Origin of the sequence: Pseudovibrio sp. FO-BEG1 (genome assembly GCF_000236645.1) — a bacterium.
Taxonomy (GTDB): domain Bacteria; phylum Pseudomonadota; class Alphaproteobacteria; order Rhizobiales; family Stappiaceae; genus Pseudovibrio.
In genome coordinates, this window is sequence record NC_016642.1 from 452,876 (window position 1) to 474,832 (window position 21,957).

The 21,957-nt window shown below is 52.9% G+C and carries 17 protein-coding genes; 16 read left to right on the plus strand and 1 reads right to left on the minus strand.

From position 1 onward, the window contains the following. Window positions 1-2 precede the first annotated feature (2 nt). The 15 genes from PSE_RS02140 to PSE_RS02210 all read left to right on the plus strand — a co-directional run bounded on the left by PSE_RS02140 (window position 3) and on the right by PSE_RS02210 (window position 19,878). The gene (locus PSE_RS02140) at window positions 3-872 is read left to right on the plus strand and encodes an N-formylglutamate amidohydrolase (protein WP_208998068.1); all 870 of its coding nucleotides are present in this window, start codon (window positions 3-5) and stop codon (window positions 870-872) included. 455 nt (window positions 873-1,327) lie between these two features. After that, on the plus strand, window positions 1,328-2,350 hold the full coding sequence (locus tag PSE_RS02145; RefSeq protein WP_014283370.1) for a substrate-binding domain-containing protein: 1,023 nt from the start codon (window positions 1,328-1,330) through the stop codon (window positions 2,348-2,350). 88 nt (window positions 2,351-2,438) lie between these two features. Further along, complete coding sequence (locus tag PSE_RS02150; RefSeq protein ID WP_014283371.1) at window positions 2,439-3,959, plus strand: sugar ABC transporter ATP-binding protein; 1,521 nt, start codon at window positions 2,439-2,441, stop codon at window positions 3,957-3,959. Window positions 3,960-3,992: 33 nt separating this feature from the next. Beyond that, window positions 3,993-4,994, plus strand: coding sequence for an ABC transporter permease (locus PSE_RS02155; RefSeq protein ID WP_014283372.1), 1,002 nt, complete (start codon window positions 3,993-3,995; stop codon window positions 4,992-4,994). Window positions 4,995-5,001: 7 nt separating this feature from the next. Then, the gene (locus PSE_RS02160) at window positions 5,002-5,982 is read left to right on the plus strand and encodes a sugar-binding transcriptional regulator (protein ID WP_014283373.1); all 981 of its coding nucleotides are present in this window, start codon (window positions 5,002-5,004) and stop codon (window positions 5,980-5,982) included. Then, a complete protein-coding gene (locus PSE_RS02165; protein WP_014283374.1) occupies window positions 5,979-6,992 on the plus strand; it encodes an aldo/keto reductase in 1,014 nt (337 codons plus the stop codon). Before PSE_RS02160 ends, PSE_RS02165 begins: the two co-directional genes overlap by 4 nt. A 96-nt stretch (window positions 6,993-7,088) precedes the next feature. Next, entirely contained in the window at window positions 7,089-8,855 is a 1,767-nt protein-coding gene (locus tag PSE_RS02170) for a glycerol-3-phosphate dehydrogenase/oxidase (protein WP_051125863.1), read from the plus strand. Further along, window positions 8,845-9,699, plus strand: a complete 855-nt coding sequence (locus PSE_RS02175) for a class I fructose-bisphosphate aldolase (protein ID WP_086003605.1) — start codon at window positions 8,845-8,847, stop codon at window positions 9,697-9,699. The genes PSE_RS02170 and PSE_RS02175 overlap by 11 nt, the downstream gene beginning before the upstream one ends. 19 nt (window positions 9,700-9,718) lie before the next feature. Beyond that, on the plus strand, window positions 9,719-11,227 hold the full coding sequence (locus PSE_RS02180) for an FGGY-family carbohydrate kinase (RefSeq protein WP_083841536.1): 1,509 nt from the start codon (window positions 9,719-9,721) through the stop codon (window positions 11,225-11,227). Further along, a complete protein-coding gene (locus PSE_RS02185) occupies window positions 11,224-12,834 on the plus strand; it encodes a GMC family oxidoreductase (protein WP_014283378.1) in 1,611 nt (536 codons plus the stop codon). Before PSE_RS02180 ends, PSE_RS02185 begins: the two co-directional genes overlap by 4 nt. Window positions 12,835-13,047: 213 nt before the next feature. Next, complete coding sequence (locus PSE_RS02190) at window positions 13,048-15,834, plus strand: bifunctional aconitate hydratase 2/2-methylisocitrate dehydratase (RefSeq protein WP_014283379.1); 2,787 nt, start codon at window positions 13,048-13,050, stop codon at window positions 15,832-15,834. Window positions 15,835-16,237: 403 nt separating this feature from the next. Then, window positions 16,238-17,455: a site-specific integrase gene (locus PSE_RS02195; protein ID WP_014283380.1), complete on the plus strand. Its 1,218-nt coding sequence runs from the start codon at window positions 16,238-16,240 to the stop codon at window positions 17,453-17,455. 20 nt (window positions 17,456-17,475) lie between these two features. Continuing rightward, window positions 17,476-18,420: a hypothetical protein gene (locus PSE_RS02200; RefSeq protein ID WP_014283381.1), complete on the plus strand. Its 945-nt coding sequence runs from the start codon at window positions 17,476-17,478 to the stop codon at window positions 18,418-18,420. A gap of 113 nt (window positions 18,421-18,533) precedes the next feature. Further along, complete coding sequence (locus PSE_RS26865) at window positions 18,534-18,743, plus strand: AlpA family transcriptional regulator (RefSeq protein WP_041767835.1); 210 nt, start codon at window positions 18,534-18,536, stop codon at window positions 18,741-18,743. A 67-nt stretch (window positions 18,744-18,810) separates the two neighbouring features. Continuing rightward, window positions 18,811-19,878 carry an AAA family ATPase gene (locus PSE_RS02210; protein WP_041767837.1) on the plus strand — a complete coding sequence of 356 codons (1,068 nt, stop codon included), beginning with the start codon at window positions 18,811-18,813 and terminating at the stop codon, window positions 19,876-19,878. 149 nt (window positions 19,879-20,027) lie between these two features. Here the strand turns inward: PSE_RS02210 and PSE_RS02215 are convergent, their stop codons facing one another. Further along, entirely contained in the window at window positions 20,028-21,074 is a 1,047-nt protein-coding gene (locus tag PSE_RS02215; protein ID WP_014283384.1) for a tyrosine-type recombinase/integrase, read from the minus strand. Window positions 21,075-21,127: 53 nt separating this feature from the next. On the opposite strand from PSE_RS02215, the gene PSE_RS02220 reads away from it, so the two are divergent. After that, on the plus strand, window positions 21,128-21,943 hold the full coding sequence (locus tag PSE_RS02220; protein ID WP_244421338.1) for a hypothetical protein: 816 nt from the start codon (window positions 21,128-21,130) through the stop codon (window positions 21,941-21,943). Window positions 21,944-21,957: the final 14 nt, after the last annotated feature.

A 21,957-nucleotide genomic window follows, 5' to 3' on the forward strand; every position in this document is an offset into this window, starting at 1 on the left:
CATTGCCCCAATCCATTGAAAATGTGCTGAAAATCCATCGCCCAACGGAGCTGACAAGCCCTCTGGTGGTGGACTCTCCTCATTCCGGAGAGATCTATCCAGCCGACTTCCGCCCATGCGTCCCAGCCAGCCGCTACAAATGCGCAGAAGACAGATACGTCCACGAACTCTTCGAAAAAGCCGCTGAAACCGGCGGTGTTTACCTCGAGGCTCTGTTTCCACGCATCTACATCGACCCCAACCGTCGTGCGGACAACATCGATCCAGCCATCATCAAAGGCTGGACAAGAGAAGCAAAGCCGGACTTCCGCAGCGATCTGGGCAAAGGCCTCATCTGGACAGAAGCCCCGCCCAACAGTGGCCCTCTTTACGACCGAGAGCTGACGGCAGCAGAGATCGAAAACCGCATAGATGCCTATTACACGCCCTACTACGACGCCCTCACACACCTCATGGAACAAGCCCACACCCGCTTCGGCGTAGCCTATCATCTGGACTGCCACAGCATGCAGGCAGTCTCGACAGTGATGCACGAAACGGGCGCTGGCGAAAAACGTCCTGACATCACCTTAAGCGACCGGGAAGGCGCAACCTGCGATCCGGAGTACATCAACACGGCGAAGGATATTCTGGTCGATCTTGGATATGAAGTGAAGATCAACGAACCCTACAAAGGCGCTGAACTGGTCATCCACACAGGCCGCCCACAACAAGGCTGGCACTCCCTCCAGATCGAAGTCAGCCGCGGCCTCTACATGAGCGAAGTGACGCTTGAAAAATACCCGAACTTCGACAATCTCCAGCGCGATCTAGGCACCTTCGTGAATCGCCTGTCCGACTACACAAAACAAAAAATCACCGAACCCGCCTAACCACTCAAAGGCTGATCAGCTCTGGATTGGCTTTCAGTTAGACTCTCTGCACCTCCTCAGCCAGAGGTGCAGAGGCACAAACCTCACCTCAAAATTGTGCATCTGTGCGACGCTCTTTATCTCCGAGCTCTACGTGATACTACAGATAAAATTCCTTATTCATTTCAATAAGTAACGCGCGCTACGCATCAAGATAAAATCGTTCTCCATGCATAGTTGTCTCTAATAATAGATGAGCAGTATTCCTCTAATAAATTATCGACGATTAGATAAGAAATATATTTCACTGCTGGAAATATGTTGACCCTCTTTATTGTCTTCGCCATTTTTTCTTCACGAACTGATTTTTGTTCGCGTTCCGCTGGAGGAACTGGTCCTGATTATTCTGGTCTGGTGCGGAATACTAATCATTTAGATGGCTATGCATTTAGCTTTCTACCTTTTGGGAGGGGAATATGAAAAAGTTTATTGCCGGACTTGGTCTGGCTGCTGTTCTTGGGGCAACAGCACCAGCAACCGCAGGACAGGACAATCCATTCCAGTGTGAAGAAGGCGAAACCTACGTAATGAACGTGATGGTTTCCGGTGTTGAGTACTGGTTCCCGGTCTATGAAATGTTCAAGCAAGCGGCACAGCAGATGGGCTGTAAAACCGTCTACACCGGCACACCGGAATATGACGTCAACAAACAGCTCGCCAGCTTTGAGCAGGCTCTGGCAAAGCAGCCAGCAGGCATTTTGCTGCACCCAATGAACTCTGACCCGTTCATCGAGCCAATCAACCGCGCAACGGAAATGGGAATTCCGGTTGTGACGTTTGCTGCGGACTCTCCAAACTCCAAGCGTGTTTCCTACATCACCTCAAACAACGTCAGCGAAGGCAAGTACGCCGCTGATGCAGTTGCTGAGGCAATGGGTGGCAAAGGCAAATACGCTGTTTTGGAAAACCCAGGCCAGGACAACCACGACATCCGCGTAAAGAGCTTTATCGCTCGTATGGATGAAAAGTGGCCTGACATGAAGCTCGCCTCTCGCGCAGCTTCCAATCAGGACCCAACCAAAGCTTACAACGCCGTGCAGTCCATGGCGCAGGCTCACCCTGATCTTGGAGCGATCTTCATGCCAGAAGCAAACTCTGCTTTGGGTGCGGCTCAGGCAGCCAAAGAGCTCGGCGGCAAGATCAAGATCATGCATGCTGATGTGAACGCGAAGATGCTGGACCTCATCAAAGCAGGCGAAGTGTTCGGTGCAGTGAACCCGAACCAGGGCGTTCAGGGCTACATGGGCTTCATGATGCTGTGGCTCGCAAACCATAGCGACCTCATCGATCCGATGAACGACTACAAGTCCGCAGGCTTCAACCCAATGGGTGTGCCTTACCTCGACAACGGCTTCTCTATTGTGACAGCCGCCAATGCCGATGACTTCTACTGGGACAAGTACCTGAAGCGTCGCGGCACCAAAGGCATCAACGAGTAAGCCTGAAAGGAAGCCTCACGCTCATTGCGATACCGGAGTGTGAGGCTTCACACCAGTTCAACAACAGAGCTGGATCGGGGAGGGGAATATGAGCGAGCAGCCAATTCTGGAACTGCGCAACATCAGCAAATCATTCGGAGCGGTCAAAGCGTTGCAAGGCGTCTCGTTTGAACTGCGTAAGGGCGAAATCCACGCTCTTGCAGGTGAAAACGGAGCAGGCAAGTCCACCATGATGAACATCATTGATGGCATCCTGCAGCCCAGCAACGGCGAGATCATCCTGCGCGGCAAGAAAGTCACCATTGACGGCCCCGCTGATGCGCAAAAGCGCGGCATTGGGCTGGTTCATCAGGAAATTGCGCTGTGCCCGGATGTGTCCGTTGCCGAAAACATCTTCATGGCAGCCACAAACGCCCGCCGCTCGCTCTTTATGGATTATGCTGGTTTGAAGAAGAAAGCCGCCGAAATCCTCGCGCGCCTGTCTCCGATTGATCCAGCTGTAAACGTGGAGAAGATCTCTATCTCCAACCAACAGATCGTCGAGATTGCCAAGGCACTGACCCTGGACTGCGAAATCCTCATTCTCGACGAGCCGACTGCAGCACTGACGGAAACAGAAGCCGTCGCCCTCTTCAAAATCATGCAGAAGCTGAAAGAAGATGGCATCAGCATCATCTACATCAGCCACCGCATGGCGGAAATCTTCGAGCAATGTGATCGTGTCACCGTCCTGCGTGATGGCAAGTACATCTGCACCGATAATGTGGCTGATATCGCCCCGGATGACTTGATCGGCAAACTGGTCGGTCGTGATCTGGGCGATCTCTACCCACCCAAGGCCGAAGATATCGATATTACCGCAACGCCTTTGCTAAGGGTGAAAGACCTGACGGACCCGGAACGCTTCCGAAACATCAGTTTTGACCTGCGCCCCGGCGAAATCCTCGGCATCGGCGGCCTGATCGGCTCTGGCAGAAGCGAAATCCTGCAGGGCATCTGCGGCCTCTATCATCACGACTCTGGTGTAGTGGAACTGGGTGGTGAAACCTTCCGCATCAACTCCTATCAGGAGAGTATCAAAAAAGGCATCGTCTACCTCTCCGAAGACCGCAAAGGAGAGGGGGTCTTCCTCGATCTTTCGATCGCACAGAACGTTTCGGCTCTGGACGTAGATCAGGTCTCAACTGCAACAGGCGTTTTGGACCGCAAGGCAGAGCTGGAGCAGGCGAAGACACTGGGCGAACGCCTCAATCTCAAACATGGCGGATTGGACCTGCCGGTTTCCTCCCTCAGTGGCGGAAACCAGCAGAAAGTGGCCATTGCCAAGATGCTCTCGGTAAACCCGAAAATCATCCTCATGGATGAACCCACACGAGGCATTGATGTGGGCGCAAAAGTAGAGATCCACGCCCTGCTCCGCAGGCTGGCAGAGGAAGGCATCGGCCTTGTGGTTGTTTCCTCAGAACTCCCCGAGCTGATTGGCCTGTGTGACCGCATTCTCGTGATCTGCGAAGGCGAGCTCAGCGGTGAAGTTGGGCCAGATGAAATGACCGAAGAACGCATCATGGAACTGGCGTCTGGCCTTCACGCCAGCAAAAACGCCGCCTGATCCCCATTCGTCAGTTAATTGAAAGATTTAAGTATGACAGAGACAGCAACAACAGCAGGTGAGCAGCAGGTACTCAAAAGCCCAGCGCTCCGGCTCGGACACTTCAAGAACATGCGTGAAGCAGGTCTTCTCGCCATCATCATCACTCTTTGCATCGTGATGAGCTTCGCCTCGCCCTACTTTCTCACCTGGGCCAACATCAAAGCCATGCTGCTCTCCTTCTCCGTAGAAGGCATTGTGGTTGTCGGTATGACAATCCTGCTCATCGTAGGAGGCATCGACCTTTCTGTCGGTTCGGTCGTCTGCTTTGCAATGGTTGTTGGCGGCAAGCTGTTTCTGATGGGGATGGACCCATGGCTGGCAAGCGGTGTTGCCGTTGTCCTCTGTGCAGGCATCGGCATGCTCATGGGCCTGTGTGTTACCAAGATAGGCCTTCACCACTTCATAGCTTCGCTGGCCTTCATGGTGATTGTGCGCGGTATCTGTCTGGTCATCACTCAGGGCACCCCGCTGTCACTCTACACGCTCCCGGCAGAGTTCAAGTTCCTCGGGCAGGGCACGGTTTCAGGTATCCCGGTGGTGATCCTCATCTTCTTCGCCATCGTGCTCGCCTTCGACATCCTGCTCCGCAAGGCAACCCTGTTCCGCAAGGTGTTCTACACCGGCTCCAATGAGAAAGCTGCCGCTTACTCCGGCATCCGTACGGACAAGGTGAAGTTCTGGGTCACCGTCCTGTGTGCCACTCTCGCAGGCGTTGCCGGTGTCATCTACATGGCTCGCTTTGGAGCTGCGACACCAAACTTCGGCGTCGGCATGGAGCTCAACATCATCGCAGCAGCCGTTATCGGTGGTGCCAGCCTCAATGGTGGCTCAGGCACCATCCTCGGTGCAATCCTTGGCGTGGTTCTGCTCTCTGTGGTCTCAAGCTCCCTCATCTTGCTGGACGTATCTGTCTATTGGCAGGACTTGATCCGTGGCTGCATTCTGCTGGTGGCAGTCGCGCTTGATCATATCCTTCACAAGAAGCGCGCGTGAGGTAGCTATGCTGACAAAGATAGATCAGAGCGAACTGGACGCCACACGGCAAATCTACAAAGTCCTCGTCATGCACTTCATCGAAGGCAAGAGCCAGGCCGAGATTGCCAAGTTGATTGGCGTCTCACATCCAAAGGTCAACCGCATGATCAAACAGGGCCGCACAATGGGCATGGTGGATATCCAAATCCGCTCCCCCTTCCGCTCCCTGTTCGATCTGGAGCACGAAATCGCGGGCCTTGGTGGGTTGGACAGCGCCGTTGTCGCGGCAACAATCTCAGAGCAGGACGACGTCAACCTTGCATCCGTTGCCGAAGCTGCTGCCAAGTTGTTCCTTTCAAAACTCAAGGACGGCGACATAGTCACGGTCTCCGGCGGCAAGAGCATGTCCGCCTTTGTCGCTGCGCTGAAACCCGAGAAAACCTACAATGTGGTCGTGGTTCCAGCCACCGGCTGCTTGCAGGGCAACCACTTTATCGATGTAAACCACGTCACCGCCCAAATGGCCGAAGCGCTGGGCGGGCGTAGCTACCAGCTGCACGCGCCGATCTTCGCCGAAAGCACGCTGCAGCGCGATATGCTTAAGGAAATGCGTCAAAATGAGTTCGTTCTGGAAATGGCGCGTAGAGCAACAATCGCAGTCGTTGGCATTGGCTCAATTCTGACCAAAGACTCCAGCTACTACAGCCTGCACCCGACCAGTCAGGCAGATCGCAAAGCCATTTTGCAAAGCGGTGCCACTGGCGAGTTACTCGCTCACCTTATTGAAGAAGGCGGTCAGGCCTGTGGCTATGCCCTCAATGACCAGCTGGTGAGCCTGACACTGGATGAACTCAGAAAAATACCTTTCACCATTGGCGTTGCAGCAGGAAAGCAAAAGGTGCTGCCGATCCGCACAATCCTGAAAGGCGACTACATCAACGCTCTGGTGACAGACGAAAATACCTGTCGCACAGTTTTGCAGACAATGAACGAGGCCGAGAAATGACCACTTTAGCAACAAAGAGCAAAATGGAACTGCGCCCGATGGGCAAGTCCGGCATCGATGCCTCTGTCATCGGCCTTGGCACCTGGGCCATGGGCGGCTGGATGTGGGGAGGTGGTGATGACAAAGCCTCCATTGAGGCAGTGCGCGCCTCACTGGATGCAGGCGTCAGCCTGATCGATACCGCGCCGGCTTACGGCCTGGGTCGCTCCGAAAAGCTCGTCGGTGAGGCTATCAAGGGCCGCCGGGATGAAGTGGTGCTGGCAACCAAATGCGGCCTCGTCTGGCATACAGACAAAGGCACTCATTTCTTTGATGAGGAAGGCAAACCTGTTTACCGCTATCTGGGCAAGGACTCCATCATCTACGAAGCAGAGCAAAGCCTGCGCCGTTTACAGACAGACTATATCGACCTGTTCATCACCCACTGGCAGGACAGCACAACGCCAATTGCCGAGACAATGGACGCTCTGCTCACCCTCAAACAGCAAGGCAAGATCCGTGCAATCGGCATTTCCAATGCATCGCCTGAGGATTTGCAGGAATACGTTGCCGCTGGGCAGCTGGATGCCATACAGGAATGCTATTCCATGCTCGACAGAGGCATAGAGCAAACCCTGCTGCCGCTCTGCAAACAGCATAACGTGACAACACTCAGCTACTCCTCACTCGCACTCGGCTTGCTCTCAGGTAAAGTCGGACCGGACCGCGTGTTCGAAGGCGACGACCAGCGCCTCCAGAACCCGCGCTTCAGCGTTGAGAACCGTATCAAAATCCAGAACTTCACCAAAGAGATCGAGCCAGTCGCGAAAGCCCATGACATCTCAATCGCACAGACCGTGATTGCATGGACACTCGCCCAACCGGGCATCACCTACGCTCTGTGCGGCGCGCGCAATGTGAAGCAGGCAACCGAGAACGCTCATGCAGGGACTTTGCAGTTGGCAGGAGATGAAATTGCCATGATTTCTCAGGCAATTGATCGTCATCTCTCCGGGTTTGACGACAACTAAAACCCGCTCGGATTTCAAGGAATAACAGCGACCTCGGGGTAGTGAGGTCAGGCTGGACCGTCGATGAGATGGTCCGGCAACGGGAGTGCTTTGGCTATGGCCCATAATTTGCGGCATATGGAACGGGACGATATTTGGGGGCGTTTAAAACAAAACACCGCGCCAGATGTGCTTGTAATTGGCGCAGGCATCAATGGCATAAGCGTGTTTCGCGAGCTCGGGCTGGCTGGTGCAAACGTCATCCTCGTTGATGCGGCGGACTATTGCAGTGGCGCCAGTGCAGCCCTTTCCCGCATGGTTCATGGCGGCCTGCGCTATCTGGAAAATGGCGAGTTCCGTCTGGTGCAGGAATCTCTCATGGAACGCAACGCGTTGCTCGCCAACGCTCCGCACTACGTGAAGCCCTTGCCGACATCGATCCCCATTTCCAGCTACTTCGACGGTGTCATCGGCAGCACTCTACGCTTTTTCCGCCTGAGCCAGTCTCAACCGCGCCGTGGTGCCCTGATGATCAAAGCTGGCCTGACGTTCTATGATCTTTTCACGCGCAAGAACAAAGTCATGCCCAGCCACCAGTTCTTCGGTAAGGCAGCCACCAGACAGAAGTTCCCGCAATACCGCCCGGAAACCCTCTGCAGCGCAACCTATTACGATGCATCGGTAACCCAGCCCGAGCGCCTTGGCTTTGAAATCATTGAACAAACCCTTGCCGAAAACCCAGCAACACTGGCCCTCAACTATACCCATGCAACAGGCAGAGGCGACGGTGAGATCATCCTCAACGATGAACTGAGCGGCCAGCAAACGATCGTGAAGCCTAAGGCGATCATCAACGCCACAGGCGCCTGGATCGATTTCACCAATGATGCCCTCACAGATGAGGCATCGTCACTCAGGAAGCGCCTGATCGGCGGCACCAAAGGCTCGCATCTCATGATCGACAATGAGGAACTGCGCAAAGCCATTGGCGATCATATGGTCTACTTCGAAAACGAAGAAGGCCGAGTCTGTATCCTCTTTACCTATCAGGGCCTTGTGCTTGTCGGGTCCACAGACATCCGCGTCGAAAACCCAACCGGTATGATCTGCACACAGGAAGAGCAGGACTACATCCTCAAATCGCTGGAAGGCATCTTCCCAGACATCAAGATAGCCCCCGAGCAAATCCGCTTCACCTTCGCCGGTGTCCGCCCTCTGCCCCACAGCAACTCTGCTATCAACGGCCAGATCTCCCGGGATCACTCCTGCGTAGACCTCGGCCCACTGGCCGGAGGTTCAGCCCCGGTACGCTGCATGGTCGGCGGTAAATGGACCACCTTCCGCGCATTCGGTGAGCAAGTGGCAGACGCAGTGCTGGCAGACCTCGGCATGAAGCGCACCCACTCCACGTTGGATGCCCGCATCGGCGGAGGTGCCGCCTACCCGCAAACAGAAGCGCAAAGACGGCGCTGGTATCAGGCCGTTATGTCGGAAACAGGCGCCTCGCAGCAGCGTCTCAAAACCTTGCTGGAGCGATACGGTACCAAAGCCCGCGACGTTGCCTTCGCCTGTGCAGACCAGCCAGACCAGCCGCTGGCAGATGCCGAAACCTATACCCATGCGGAGATCGCGCATCTCATCAATGCCGAACATGTCGCCAACATGCTCGATCTGGTCTTGCGCAGAACCACCCTTGCTATCTCAGGCACGCTCACCACCGACACGTTGGAAGACATCTCCCGGATCTTCGCCAGTCAGCGTGGATGGGATGAGAACTTGCGGCAAGACCATACCACCGAAACCCGAAATTACCTCAGTGCCTATCACGGCATGAAACAACTCATTGAAGATCATATTGAAATGGAGACTTCCAATGTACCTTAGCAAAAAAGTGCGAATGAACCGCCTGTTCTCCGGCGGCAAATGTCTGGACGTCGCCATTGACCATGGTGTCTGTAACGAACCAACCTTCATGGATGGTTTGGAAGACATGGGCGGGGTTGTAAAAGCGCTGGTGGATGCCGGCCCGGATGCCATCCAGATGAACTACGGACAGTCCGATTTGCTGCAAACCATCGATGGCAAGAACAAGCCAGCATTGGTGATGCGCGTCGACATGGGCAACCCTTACAATGCAGAACGCCACCGCCACATGTGGGCGCTGATGCAGAACGAGGAAGAACCAATCCTCACAGCCCTGCGCATGGATGCTGCCTGTGTGGTCGTGAACCTGTTCATGCTGCCGGATGAGCCGGACCTGTTTAAGCAATGCGTCCAAAACATCTCTCGCCTCACCAACGCCTGCGAAAAGTATGGCATGCCGCTGATGATCGAACCGCTCGTCATGCAGCCAAACAGCGAGCGCGGCGGCTATCTGGTGGACGGCAACGCCGATAAGATCGTCACGCTGGTTCGTCTGGCGCGTGAGATGGGCGCAGATATCGTCAAAGCCGATCCAACCGATGATCCTGATGACTTCCACCGCGTGGTGGAAGCGGCCCGCTGCCCTGTTCTGGTGCGTGGTGGAGGCAAGGAAGACCTGCTGAAAGTCTTTGAAAAATCATCCCGCTTGATGCGTCAAGGGGCGCACGGCATGGTGTACGGTCGTAATATTTATCAGCATGACAATCCACGCGGCGTGGTTCAGGCTCTCATGGCGATGATCCATCAGGATGTCGATGCAGCAGAAGCCTGGGCGATCTATCAGTCAGCCTTCGAAGCTGCATAATTGGGAATTGGGGGGAACCATGGGCTCTTATCTACTCGGGCTTGATGCCGGTAACACGGTTATTAAGGCAGTCCTGTTTGATTTATCGGGCAGGATTGTATCCATGGCCGGGCGGGATGGCGTATCCTCTAGCCCAGCGCCCGGTCATGTTCTCCGAGATCTGGGAGAGCTCTGGTCCAACGCTGCCTCGGTCATCTCTAAAGTGATCGCCGAGGCAGGCATTTCTGCCAGTGAGATCATCGGTATCGGCTGTGCGGGCCATGGCAACGGTTTGTACCTGCTGGATAAACAAGAACAGCCACTGCTGGCCGTCCAGTCTCTGGACACCCGCGCCATTGAAACGGTGGAGCGCTACACAGCAGAAGGCAAAGGCGACCTGCTCTACAACATTTGTCTGCAAAAGCCATGGGTATCTCAAACCCCAACCCTGCTGCGCTGGGTGAAGGATCATAATCCTGAAACCTATGCCCAAATCGGCACGGTGTTTCTCTGCAAGGACTTCATCCTCCATCAACTCTCCGGCAAGCGTGTCAGCGATATCTCCGACATGAGCGGCTGCGGCCTGCTCAACATGCAAACCAATGCCTATGATGCCGAGCTAATGAGCCTCTACGGCCTTTCAGATGCCATGGAGCACTTGCCAGAACTGCTGGCACCTGAAGAATGCGCTGGCAAAGTCTCAGCCCAAGCCGCGAAAGCAACCGGACTTGCTGAAGGAACCCCCGTTGTCGCTGGCCTATTCGACGTCATCGCCAGCGCGTTGGGCTCTGGCGTGGTGAAGCAGGGGGAAGCCTCCATCGTCGCAGGCACCTGGAGCATCAACCAGATCATCACCGAAAAGCCGTTGTACGATCCGCGTGTCTTCATGGCCTCTAGCTTTGGGCAAAGCAAGGTTATGGAGATCGAAGCCAGTGCCACTTCCGCAGCTAATCTGGAATGGTATGTCCGCGAGTTCATTGAACACGTAAACCCAGCTCTGGAAGGCGCAGACGCGTTTGCGCTGTGCAACGAGATGGTCCAGAGCGTGACGCCATCTGAGGACCTGCCATTCGTCTTGCCGTTTCTTTATGGCTCTGGCCCGGAACCGAGAGCCCGCGCCAGCTTCATCGGTGTTGCTGGCTGGCATTCTCACGCTGATATGCTCTACGCGCTTTATGAAGGCGTTGCCTTCGAACATCGCCGCCATATCGAACAACTCAAAGCCGCTGGCGCAAGCTTTGAAACCGCAGTGCTTTCCGGAGGCGGTTCCAGAAGCCAGATCTGGCCGCAGATTTTTGCCGATACGCTCAACATTCCTCTGTCGATCTCCGAATGTCAGGAAACCGGAGCGCTGGGCGCGGCCATCGCAGCAGGTGTTGGGGCAGGGGTGTTCTATGAGTTTGAGGCTGGTGTCGAGGCCATGACCCGCCAAACCCGCCATTACACGCCACGAGAAGAACTTCGCGACCTCATGGATCGTCGCTACGCTAAGTTCTGCAAGTTAAGCCAGCGCTTTAGCCTGCCATTGGAAGAAGAGGAGCTGGCATGATGCCCATCCGTCCGTCTCTTGGAACCTACGATTACATCGTCATTGGTGCAGGTTCAGCTGGTTGCGTGCTGGCCAATCGCCTCAGTGCCAACCCGGTCAACAAGGTACTGCTGTTGGAAGCGGGAGGCTCGGACCTCTATCACTGGATCCACATACCCGTTGGCTACCTCTATTGCATCGGCAACCCAAGAACGGACTGGTGCTTCAGCACCGCCGCAGAAAAGGGCCTCAACGGCAGATCTCTCGCCTACCCACGTGGCAAAGTCCTAGGCGGCTGTTCATCCATCAATGGCATGATCTACATGCGCGGCCAGTCCGCTGATTATGACCACTGGGCCCAGCTCGGCAATGCCGGTTGGGGCTGGGATGATGTGCTGCCGTATTTCAAAAAGTCAGAGGACCACGCCTTCCGCAACAACGCTCTTCACCATCAGGGCGGTGAACTGCGCGTCGAAAAACAACGCCTCAACTGGGACATCCTCAACGCAGTGCAGGATGCGGCTGCAGAACTTGGAATTCCCGCTGCGGATGATCTCAATGACGGCAAAAATGAAGGAACGTCCTACTTCGAGGTCAACCAGAAAAGTGGCCTCCGCTGGAGCGCCGCCCGTGCCTTCCTCACTCCAGTCAAAAACCGCAGCAATCTCACCATCGTCACCCACGCGCAGGCAGAAAATCTGCTGCTGGAGGGAACGTGTGTTACTGGGTTGAACCTGACCGTCAAAGGAAAACCGATGACTGTTCAGGCAGGCAAAGAGGTCATCCTCTCTGCGGGCGCCATTGGCTCTCCGCAACTGCTCCAGCTTTCAGGCATCGGCCCGGCTGACCTGCTCAAATCCCATGGCATAGAGGTGCTGCACGAGCTGCAAGGTGTCGGCGCAAACCTGCAAGACCACTTGCAACTGCGCACAATCTTCAAGATACAGGGAGCGAAAACCCTCAACGAGATGCAACGCACGTTCTGGGGTAAGGCCAAAATCGCGGCCGAGTATGCGCTCACGCGCTCCGGTCCAATGGCCATGGCTCCAAGCCAGCTCGGCATCTTCACCAAGTCTTCAGAGCGCTACGCAACGCCAAACATCGAGTACCACGTCCAGCCACTCAGCCTCGAAAAGTTCGGTGATCCCCTGCATCCATTCCCGGCCATCACAGTATCAGTCTGCAATCTCCGCCCGGAAAGCCGCGGAACAGTCTCCATCCAATCCGCAGACTACCGCGATGCCCCCGTTATCGCACCAAACTACCTGAGCGCACAGGAAGACAAACAAGTCGCCATAGATTCAATCCGTCATGCCAGAAAACTCATGGCCACCAAAACTATGCAGCACTACAAAGCCACCGAAATCAAACCCGGTCTGGCCTATGAAAGCGATGAGGAACTGATTGAAGCTGCAGGCGATGTCGGCACAACCATCTTCCACCCCGTCGGCACCGCCAAAATGGGCTCAGACGAAAATGCGGTGGTTAGCTCAGACCTGAAAGTCCACGGCCTCCAAGGCCTCCGCATAGCAGACGCCTCCATTATGCCAACCCTCCCCTCCGGCAACACCCATGCCCCAGTCGTCATGATAGCCGAAAAAGCCGCAGACATGATTTTGGCGGATTGAGGCTATACGTAGAAACAATCATTCCTAAGCCTAGCGAAACCGGTAGTCTTGCAAATGGCGCTGGCAGCTCTTCTCTCTTTCTTTACTCGGAAAAATCTTGCAAGTTTGTATTGTTTGGTATACATCCGCATACAACAAACTTGCCCCGGTTTGACAGAAGATTCTGTGACCCGGCGTTCAAGCTACATCTAACACTAAATCGCCAGGATAATCATGAGCTTGTACACAGACTACCTGAATGAGATTGAAACGCGTAAAGGTGAGGGACTGAACCCGAAGCCGATTGAAGATGGTGCCCTTGTTGGTGAAATCATCGCGCAAATTAAAGATCTTAAGAACGAACACAGAGCAGAGTCGCTCAAGTTCTTCATTTACAACACGCTGCCAGGCACCACGAGCGCTGCTGGTGTGAAGGCTGCGTTCTTGAAAGAGATCATTCTCGGTGGCTCTGTTGTAGAAGAGATTACGCCTGCATTTGCATTCGAGCTGCTTTCTCACATGAAGGGCGGTCCTTCTGTTGAGGTTCTGCTCGATCTGGCACTGGGTGATGACGCTGCAATCGCTGCTCAGGCTGCAGACGTTCTGAAAACTCAGGTGTTCCTGTACGACGCTGACACGGATCGTCTTGCTGCTGCGTTTAAAGCAGGCAACGCTGTTGCGAAAGACATTCTGGAAAGCTACGCGAAGGCTGAGTTCTTCACCAAGCTTCCTGAAGTAGAAGAAGAGATCAAGGTTGTTACCTTCATCGCTGGTGAAGGCGATATCTCCACCGACCTTCTTTCTCCAGGCAATCAGGCGCACTCCCGTTCTGACCGTGAACTGCACGGCAAGTGCATGATTTCACCTGAAGCACAGGCGGAAATTCAGGAACTGCAGAAAGCAAACCCTGATGCTCGCGTGATGCTGATTGCTGAAAAAGGCACCATGGGTGTTGGTTCCTCCCGTATGTCCGGCGTAAACAACGTTGCGCTGTGGGCGGGTAAGCAGGCAAGCCCATACGTTCCTTTCGTGAACATCGCACCTGTTGTTGCAGGCACCAACGGCATTTCTCCAATCTTCCTGACCACTGTTGGCGTGACCGGCGGTATCGGTCTTGACCTGAAAAACTGGGTCAAGAAGCTGGATGCTGACGGCAATGCAGTGCTGGATGAAAATGGCGATCCGGTTCTTGAGCAGGCTTACTCTGTTGAGACTGGTAAGGTTCTGACCATCAACAGCAAGACCAAGAAGCTGTATGACGGCGACAAAGAGCTGGTCGATATTTCTTCTGCTTTCACACCTCAAAAAGTTGAGTTCATGAAAGCAGGCGGCTCCTACGCTGTTGTGTTCGGTAAAAAGCTGCAGACATTTGCATCTGAAACACTCGGCATTGAGCTGAAGTCCGCTTTCGCACCGTCCAAAGAGATCTCCGTTGAAGGTCAGGGCCTGACCGCTGTTGAGAAGATCTTCAACCGCAACGCAGTTGGCACCACTCCGGGCGCAACTCTGCACGCTGGTTCCGACGTTCGCGTGAAGGTGAACATCGTTGGTTCCCAGGACACCACTGGTCTGATGACCTCTCAGGAGCTGGAGTCCATGGCGGCAACCGTCATCTCTCCAACGGTTGATGGTGCGTACCAGTCTGGCTGTCACACTGCTTCTGTTTGGGATCTGAAGGCGCAGGCCAACATTCCTAAACTCATGAAGTTCATGAACAAGTTCGGCCTGATCACCGCGCGCGATCCTAAGGGCGTCTATCACTCCATGACAGACGTGATCCATAAGGTGCTGAACGACATCACCGTGGACGACTGGGACATCATCATCGGCGGCGACAGCCATACCCGAATGTCCAAAGGCGTGGCATTTGGTGCAGACTCCGGTACCGTTGCTCTGGCACTGGCAACCGGTGAAGCAACCATGCCGATCCCAGAATCCGTAAAGGTGACCTTCAAAGGTACCATGAAGGATCACATGGACTTCCGTGATGTTGTGCACGCAACACAGGCGCAGATGCTTAAGCAGCACGGCGACAACGTGTTCCAGGGCCGCATCATCGAAGTGCACATCGGAACTCTGCTGGCTGACCAGGCCTTCACATTCACCGACTGGACTGCAGAAATGAAGGCAAAAGCCTCTATTTGTATCTCCAACGATGAAACCCTGATCGGTTCTCTTGAGCTGGCCAAGCACCGCATCCAGATCATGATCGACAAAGGCATGGACAATGATGCGAAGGTTCTGGCTGGTCTGATCGCGAAAGCGGACAAGCGTATTGCTGAGATCAAGTCTGGTGAGAAATCTGCTCTGACCCCGGATGACAACGCGAAGTACTTCGCTGAAGTTGTTGTTGATCTGGACCAGATCGATGAGCCAATGATCGCTGACCCGGACGTGAACAACGACGACGTTTCCAAGCGTTACACCCACGACACCATCCGTCCTGTTTCCTACTACGGTGGCGACAAGAAGGTTGATCTGGGCTTCGTTGGCTCCTGTATGGTTCACAAGGGCGACATGAAGATCGTTGCTCAGATGCTCAAGAACCTTGAGAAGAGCGGCGGTAAGGTCGAGTTCAAGGCTCCACTCGTTGTTGCTGCGCCAACCTACAACATCATTGATGAGTTGAAGGAAGAGGGCGACTGGGAGATCCTGCAGAAGTACTCCGGTTTCGAGTTCGACGATCTGATGCCAAAAGCAAAAGCTCGTACCGAATACGAAAACATCATGTACCTGGAGCGTCCTGGCTGTAACCTTTGCATGGGTAACCAGGAAAAGGCTGCAAAAGGTGACACCGTTCTGGCAACCTCTACCCGCCTGTTCCAGGGCCGTGTGGTAGAAGATACTGCTGAGAAGAAGGGTGAATCTCTGCTGGCGTCCACTCCGGTTGTTGTTCTTTCCGCAATTCTGGGCAGAACACCAAGCATGGACGAATACAAGGCAGCGGTAGACGGCATCAACCTCACCAAATTCGCCCCACCACTCCAGAAGCCACTGGACTCCAAATCAGTTCACTTCTAAGAGCTGATTTCAGCGACTAAGTTTACAAAGCGGGCGGTACCCAACACCGCCCGCTTTCCTTTTGGGCAGCGTTCGATGTAGCGGGCATTCAGAAATCAAAGCCAATACCACACACGAGGCACACGCGCGGAAAATCACAAGCAAGCCTTCTGACTTGCGTAACAAACTTCAAATTTTATGAGAGAGTGGCGCACCCGAGAGGATTCGAACCTCTGGCCTCTGCCTTCGGAGGGTGCGGAACTAGGGCGTGTTTGAATTTATTTCGGTTCTTTTATATTCATAACCAATTGAAAACAATAGATATAGACATATATCAGTTTCGTTCGATTCCTCTCGTTTCTTGTTTTGGTGGTTACTATGTGGTTACCTTGTTGCCAATAACCGTCAAAACTTACGAGGGCAAATGGCTGTTAAGCTCACAAAAACAACAATCGATCGGGCTACCCCTCAAGAGAAGGATTATTTCATTTGGGATGCCGAGCTGAAGGGGTTCGGATTGAAAGTTGCCAAGGGAGGGCGAAAAACCTACGTGTGCAAGTATCGGCACGGTACTGGTCGCAGTGCGCCGACGCGCAGATACACAATTGGCCCTCATGGAACATGGACGCCGGATCAGGCTCGGCGGGAAGCTCAGCGTATTCTGGGTAAGGCCGCAAATGGGGAAGATCCAGCTAAACAGAAACAGGTAGACAACAGGCAGTTAACAGTCTCCCAACTCTGTGCAGACTATCTGCTACACGGTACCGGCACCAAAAAGGTTAGTACGCTGGCAACGGATAAAGGGCGCATAGAGCGTCACATCAAGCCCCTCATAGGAAACAAACGAGTTGACCTGCTTACCAAAGCCGATGTGAAACGGTTTATGCAAGACATTGCAGAAGGGCGCATTCCAGACATTGAGCGACGGGGTAAGGTACGGGCAATCGTAACTGGTGGCAAAGGTGCAGCAACGCGTAGTGTTGGTCTGCTAGGGGGGATTTATAGCTATGCCATCGAAAAAGGACTGGTTGCTGAAAATCCAGTACACGGCGTTAAGCGGTACGCCGACAAAAAGAACGAGCTATACCTTTCCGAAGATGAACTGATTGTCCTGGGCAAAGAGCTGGATGTCATGGCTGCAGATGGAGCGAACGCGTCGGCAGTTGCGATAATACAGTTATTGATTTTCACCGGCGCAAGACGTGGTGAAATTGAGCAACTGAAATGGTCTGAGGTAGATCTGCGGCTTGGTTATCTGCGCTTGGAAGATTCTAAAACTGGTCAGAAGAACATCCGCATCAATGCTGCGGCCTGCGAAATTATTGAAGGAATCCCAAAGTTGAAAGGGTGCCCCTATGTATTTCCCGCCCAACGAGGGGAGGGATATTATCAGGGAGCTCCAAAAGTGTGGCGTAAGCTTCGTGAGAAACTTGGCTTCAACGAAGTCCGCCTTCATGATTTGCGTCACAGTTTTGCAAGTTTAGCAATTTCACGCGGCGCTAGCTTGCCAATGATAGGCGCGCTTCTAGGCCATCGAGATTCAGCAACAACACAACGATACGCACATTTGCACGAAGACCCAATCAAGGCTGTCAGCGATGACGTCGGCCTTGCGCTGTCTGACGCGATGAAGAGGAAGTGACACTATAGCTGGGAGGGGAAATGAAAGAACTGGAGTTTGTGGAATACCCCATGGAGCGTGAGTTGGCTCAAATTCTTTCTGAATTGGAGCAAATGAGTTCTCAGCGTGCCGGTATTACAGATGCGGAAACTGCCCATCAGTTGGCTTTGCGGCGTTTGGGTCTAATAGCGCGATTGGTAAGGCTCACAATTCAGGGGGCCCATTTTGTTATTGCTGGCAAGGTTATATTGAACCACAACGCAGGCCTCCGCAGTTTTCTGAAAAAGGCGTATCCTCCTTGTGGCTTAATACCGGCTCAAATGTATGAGGCTGTTGGTACTCTCTACTTCCATAGCGTGAATTTCGTTGATCCTGATTCAGCAAAAATTCTTTGGCGATATGCGATTAGCGCAGGGTTTGAGGTGCCCTCTAGAAAAATGTTGGCGCTCTCAGAAAAGTTAGAACAGAAGGTGTGCCTTGCTGTGGTTAGGGCTGACTTGCGAGGGGAGGTGCCCTACTGGAAAGATCTTTTTCGTGGCATTTCTGCGTTGGAGGTTGGGCAGGTAGAGCCTCTCTTCCAGCCTCACAATAAACTTCACTCCAATACTCCTTACGATCTTCAGGAATGTCGAATTAAAGCCGTTTGTCTCGCCATGTTTCAGCATGGAAAGGGAACTTCGATCACAAAGGCGGTAGATGAAGTTGCTGAGAAACTGGGGTTAGAACCCGAAACGCTAAAGAAATGGAAAAAACGGTTATCCAAGAACAAAGACAACGCGCAATTGTTTGAGTACGCAATAATTGCAGGGCAAGTTTCCGGTGATGTCTTTCGCTCTGGTGCTGATTGTGTCCTTGAGCGAGATGTCCCAAATGTTGACTTGAATGGGATTGATTTGGATAGGCTTTTAAGCATTCACAGCGATCTCTCCAACGCTTCCGTGATGCTGTGGAAGGTCAAATATAAAGAGCTATCAGGCGGCATGTAACGCCAAAAGTTCAGGTCAAGGGACAAACAATGCCGTTGATTGTCCCCTGACTAGCTCAGGCTTCTATGGCTTCCTTTGGGTTGATCACGATGGATCTCAAAGGAGTTGAATAGATGACAATTGATCTAGAAAATGAGTTCCTTACCGCTCAACAGACAAGCGAGTTGCTAGGAGTGACTTGCGGCTCATTGGCTAAGTGGAGACTGTCCGGTGAAGGGCCTGTCTATGCGAAATTAGGGCGGCGTATCATTTATCTGAAACGTGATCTTCATGAGTGGATTGATGCGAACAGGCATCGTTCAACTTCCGACAGCAATTTTTAAGATCCCTTAGGAGCTTAAGACAAATGGCTGCCAAGCAGTGGTAGCGTGCGGAGAATTGGAGTTTTCCATGAAGGATAATGATAAGCAGAACCTGAGTGCACGGTTGCCCGATAAACTGCCTAAAACGGGATATCAGATCGTTTGGTTTGGAAAAGAGGAAATCGTAGGATCTGAGCACGATATCGTCGAGGGAGTTTTGCGGGCTGGCGAACTGTCTGTAATTTATGGTGAGTCAGGTGTTGGGAAGACATTTTTCGCCTTGGATGTCGTGTTGAGAATAGCTGCAGAGCTAGACTGGTTTGGGAGAGAAACTAAACAATGTGGTGTGTTTTACATTGCAGCTGAAGGGTATCCCGCGATCCAAAATCGTATTGCAGCATGGCGGTTGTCCCACCCTGACTTAGAGGACCTGCCCTTTGGACTGATTCCTAAAAGATTGGATATGCGGGAGAATATGGGCCGCATTTCGGAACTGGCAATTGATATCAGGGAGATGGCGGCAGAGCGAGGGATATCTAAAGTTGTTGTAGTCTTAGACACGTTGTCTGGAATGCTCAACGGGGGCGTAGATTCTCAACCTGTCGATATGGCCGCTTTCTTGCAAGCCGCGTCCATTTTTACCCAAGGCTTTGGATTCCATGTAATGGTTGTTCATCACTCAGGTAAAGATAAGTCCAAGGGCATGCGTGGTGTCACCTCTCTTAAGGCTGCGGCTGATACGGTTATTCTGGTTGAGAAAAACGGAGATCGGCTGCAAGCTCAGTTGGAGAAACAGAAGGATGGTCCAATAAGCGAGGCAATACCGTTTTGCATCAAGCCCATCTCTATAGATGTTGATGCTGGACTGTCGTCCTGTATCGTCGACGTAGCGCCTAACACACTGGACAAAACCGATCGGACATCTGGACTATCCCGCGTGCAATCGGTGGTAAGGAATGCGTTGCTCACCGAGTTGGCTAATACGGGGGAAGAAACAATCCCTCTTGATGTGTGGTTCAATGCTGCGAATACTTCAGATTTGTCGAAGAGCGATCAGCGGACTGCTAGAAGAAATGCATTTAATAGAGCTGTTGAAGCTTTGTCGCATAAGGAACTTGTTGTCGTTCGAGATGGGCGCGCATGGTCGAGACCGTAGTACATACATACACACACCTCCCCTTAGGGAGGTGTGTGTATGTATGGATGCTGGAAACGGGTAAGCGAAATTATTCTGTCGTTTTAGGCGCTGGGCGTTCTGTCAGTGATCTGAAGCAGTTACGTTCTTTGATGGGAACTTTCGCAAAGCTATTGGAGCATCGGATTTCGCGCTAGCAGATGGCCAACATGAAGGCCGATCGTTTCTCGGTCCATCGCTTTTGTATAGAGCTCGGCCATTTGCACGGTTTTCCAACCAAGAGCTGCACAGATTTGGTTGGTGGTCGCCCCTCCATGTGCGAGGCGGACTGCTGCAGCTTTGCGAAGACCATGTGGAGTGCCAGGAACGTCAGCGGCTTTACAGGCTTTCTTGAAAAAGCGCGAGAACGCTTTGGAATCTGGAAATGGCTCACACTTCTTAGGAAGTTGTAGGAAGGTGTCTTGCCCAACAGGGCCTGTTTCCAGAGCTTGTTGAAGTGAGGCCACAATCGGCAGACGGACACAGACCTGAGTTTTCTGAGTAACGTATCTGAGACTGCCTTCATGGATGTTGGTAGGCCCCAAACGGATGACATCGCCAACCCTCGCGCCGGTACAAGCAAGCAGCTCATATGCGAGACGCTCAGGAGTTCCAATTGGAAACGCTTTCTCGAAAGCCTGCATTTCGTCTGGTTGCCATGTATGGAAGCCTTCACGGTTTTTGGGGAAGTAATGCACCCCGATAGTTGGGTCCACATCCACGTACTCAATATGAATGGCCCATTTGATGAGGCTTTTTAGGGTTTTTAAGAACGCATTCGCTGCTTCCGGTGTTGTTTGAAATGCTTCCATATCAAGCTTGATTTGCTTGCTTGTGAGCTTGCTAAATCGCGTGTGCTCGTAAAGGGCGCTAATACGCTTGAAGGCGTAGCGTTGGTATTTCTGAGTTGAGGACGCAAGACGATTGAATTGGCTGCTGTCCATGTAAGTGCGGATCAGCCATCCGATAGAATGGGAGTTCATAGTCTTTCGTGGCACTGGTGAGATCACCTGACTGAGTTTAGCCATTGCAGCTCCATACGCCATCAGGAACTCTTGGCTTTCTGGGTCGTCAGGAAGACGAACTCGAGGGCCGCCACGATATCGACGTGCGTAATACAACACAGCGCCTGATGCCCGCTTCACGGTCTCCACATATCGAATGGTGTTTGGACGCATTGTCTTCCCCTTTATTACGCTGAAACTCAATGTTACCCTACGTAATTATGCCGATGATTGAAGTTGAAATGCAAGGCAAAGAGATGAGCAATAAGACGAGGCAAAAACGAGGTTTCATCCGGTTTTCAAAAGCCAAAGCGCGGCGGATTTGTGATCTCGTTTCCAAAGGTACGTCACTCAAGGCAATTGCGCGCCTTGGTTCGATGCCGAGCGTTGCGAGCATCTATAAATGGCGAAAAGCCCATCCTGATTTTGATATCGCAATGAAGGAAGCGCTGGCACAAAGTAGAACGAAATCACGATGCATTTCTAAACCGGCAAGCGAGCATTCTCCAAAGGGCCGATTAAGCGACTATAGTGATAGTATTGCAGACGCGATCTGTGAGCGTTTAAGCGCAGCTGAGAGCCTTCGCTCCATTTGCGAAGATGAGGCCATGCCGACTCGGAAAACTGTCTACAGTTGGCTTAAAACTCATCCTGAGTTCCAGTTTGCGTATGAGACGGCTCGCAGTTTTGCTGCTGATAGCCTCGTTGATGAGATGTTGGAGATTGCCGATGATGCTCGCAATGACTGGGTAGAGCGCATTACCAAAAATGAAACCACATTGGCTTTCAATGCAGAGAACGTTCAGCGGTCGCGCTTACGCATACAAACGCGCCAGTGGATTGCAGAGAAGCATTGCCCTTCCCGTTATGGTCAAAAGATAAAAAGCGAAGTCACTGGAAAGGACGGGGGTGCCCTGCAAACGGAAGTAACCGGGCTTGATATTCACGGAAAGAAGATGTCAGAGCTTGAAATTGCGCGTCGTGTTGCATTCCTTTTGCAAAAAGGCGCGCAGGCACATGATTGGCTATCAAATCAAACGTAGTTTGGTTTTCAATG

Excerpts from the sequence above, each read along its gene's own strand:
- PSE_RS02145 (WP_014283370.1), top strand. The coding sequence starts at position 1,328 with ATGAAAAAGTTTATTGCCGGACTTGGTCTGGCTGCTGTTCTTGGGGCA.
- PSE_RS02150 (WP_014283371.1), top strand. The coding sequence starts at position 2,439 with ATGAGCGAGCAGCCAATTCTGGAACTGCGCAACATCAGCAAATCATTC.
- PSE_RS02155 (WP_014283372.1), top strand. The coding sequence starts at position 3,993 with ATGACAGAGACAGCAACAACAGCAGGTGAGCAGCAGGTACTCAAAAGC.
- PSE_RS02160 (WP_014283373.1), top strand. The coding sequence starts at position 5,002 with ATGCTGACAAAGATAGATCAGAGCGAACTGGACGCCACACGGCAAATC.
- PSE_RS02165 (WP_014283374.1), top strand. The coding sequence starts at position 5,979 with ATGACCACTTTAGCAACAAAGAGCAAAATGGAACTGCGCCCGATGGGC.
- PSE_RS02170 (WP_051125863.1), top strand. The coding sequence starts at position 7,089 with ATGGCCCATAATTTGCGGCATATGGAACGGGACGATATTTGGGGGCGT.
- PSE_RS02175 (WP_086003605.1), top strand. The coding sequence starts at position 8,845 with ATGTACCTTAGCAAAAAAGTGCGAATGAACCGCCTGTTCTCCGGCGGC.
- PSE_RS02180 (WP_083841536.1), top strand. The coding sequence starts at position 9,719 with ATGGGCTCTTATCTACTCGGGCTTGATGCCGGTAACACGGTTATTAAG.
- PSE_RS02185 (WP_014283378.1), top strand. The coding sequence starts at position 11,224 with ATGATGCCCATCCGTCCGTCTCTTGGAACCTACGATTACATCGTCATT.
- PSE_RS02190 (WP_014283379.1), top strand. The coding sequence starts at position 13,048 with ATGAGCTTGTACACAGACTACCTGAATGAGATTGAAACGCGTAAAGGT.
- PSE_RS02195 (WP_014283380.1), top strand. The coding sequence starts at position 16,238 with ATGGCTGTTAAGCTCACAAAAACAACAATCGATCGGGCTACCCCTCAA.
- PSE_RS02200 (WP_014283381.1), top strand. The coding sequence starts at position 17,476 with ATGAAAGAACTGGAGTTTGTGGAATACCCCATGGAGCGTGAGTTGGCT.
- PSE_RS26865 (WP_041767835.1), top strand. The coding sequence starts at position 18,534 with ATGACAATTGATCTAGAAAATGAGTTCCTTACCGCTCAACAGACAAGC.
- PSE_RS02210 (WP_041767837.1), top strand. The coding sequence starts at position 18,811 with ATGAAGGATAATGATAAGCAGAACCTGAGTGCACGGTTGCCCGATAAA.
- PSE_RS02215 (WP_014283384.1), bottom strand. The coding sequence starts at position 21,074 with ATGCGTCCAAACACCATTCGATATGTGGAGACCGTGAAGCGGGCATCA.
- PSE_RS02220 (WP_244421338.1), top strand. The coding sequence starts at position 21,128 with ATGATTGAAGTTGAAATGCAAGGCAAAGAGATGAGCAATAAGACGAGG.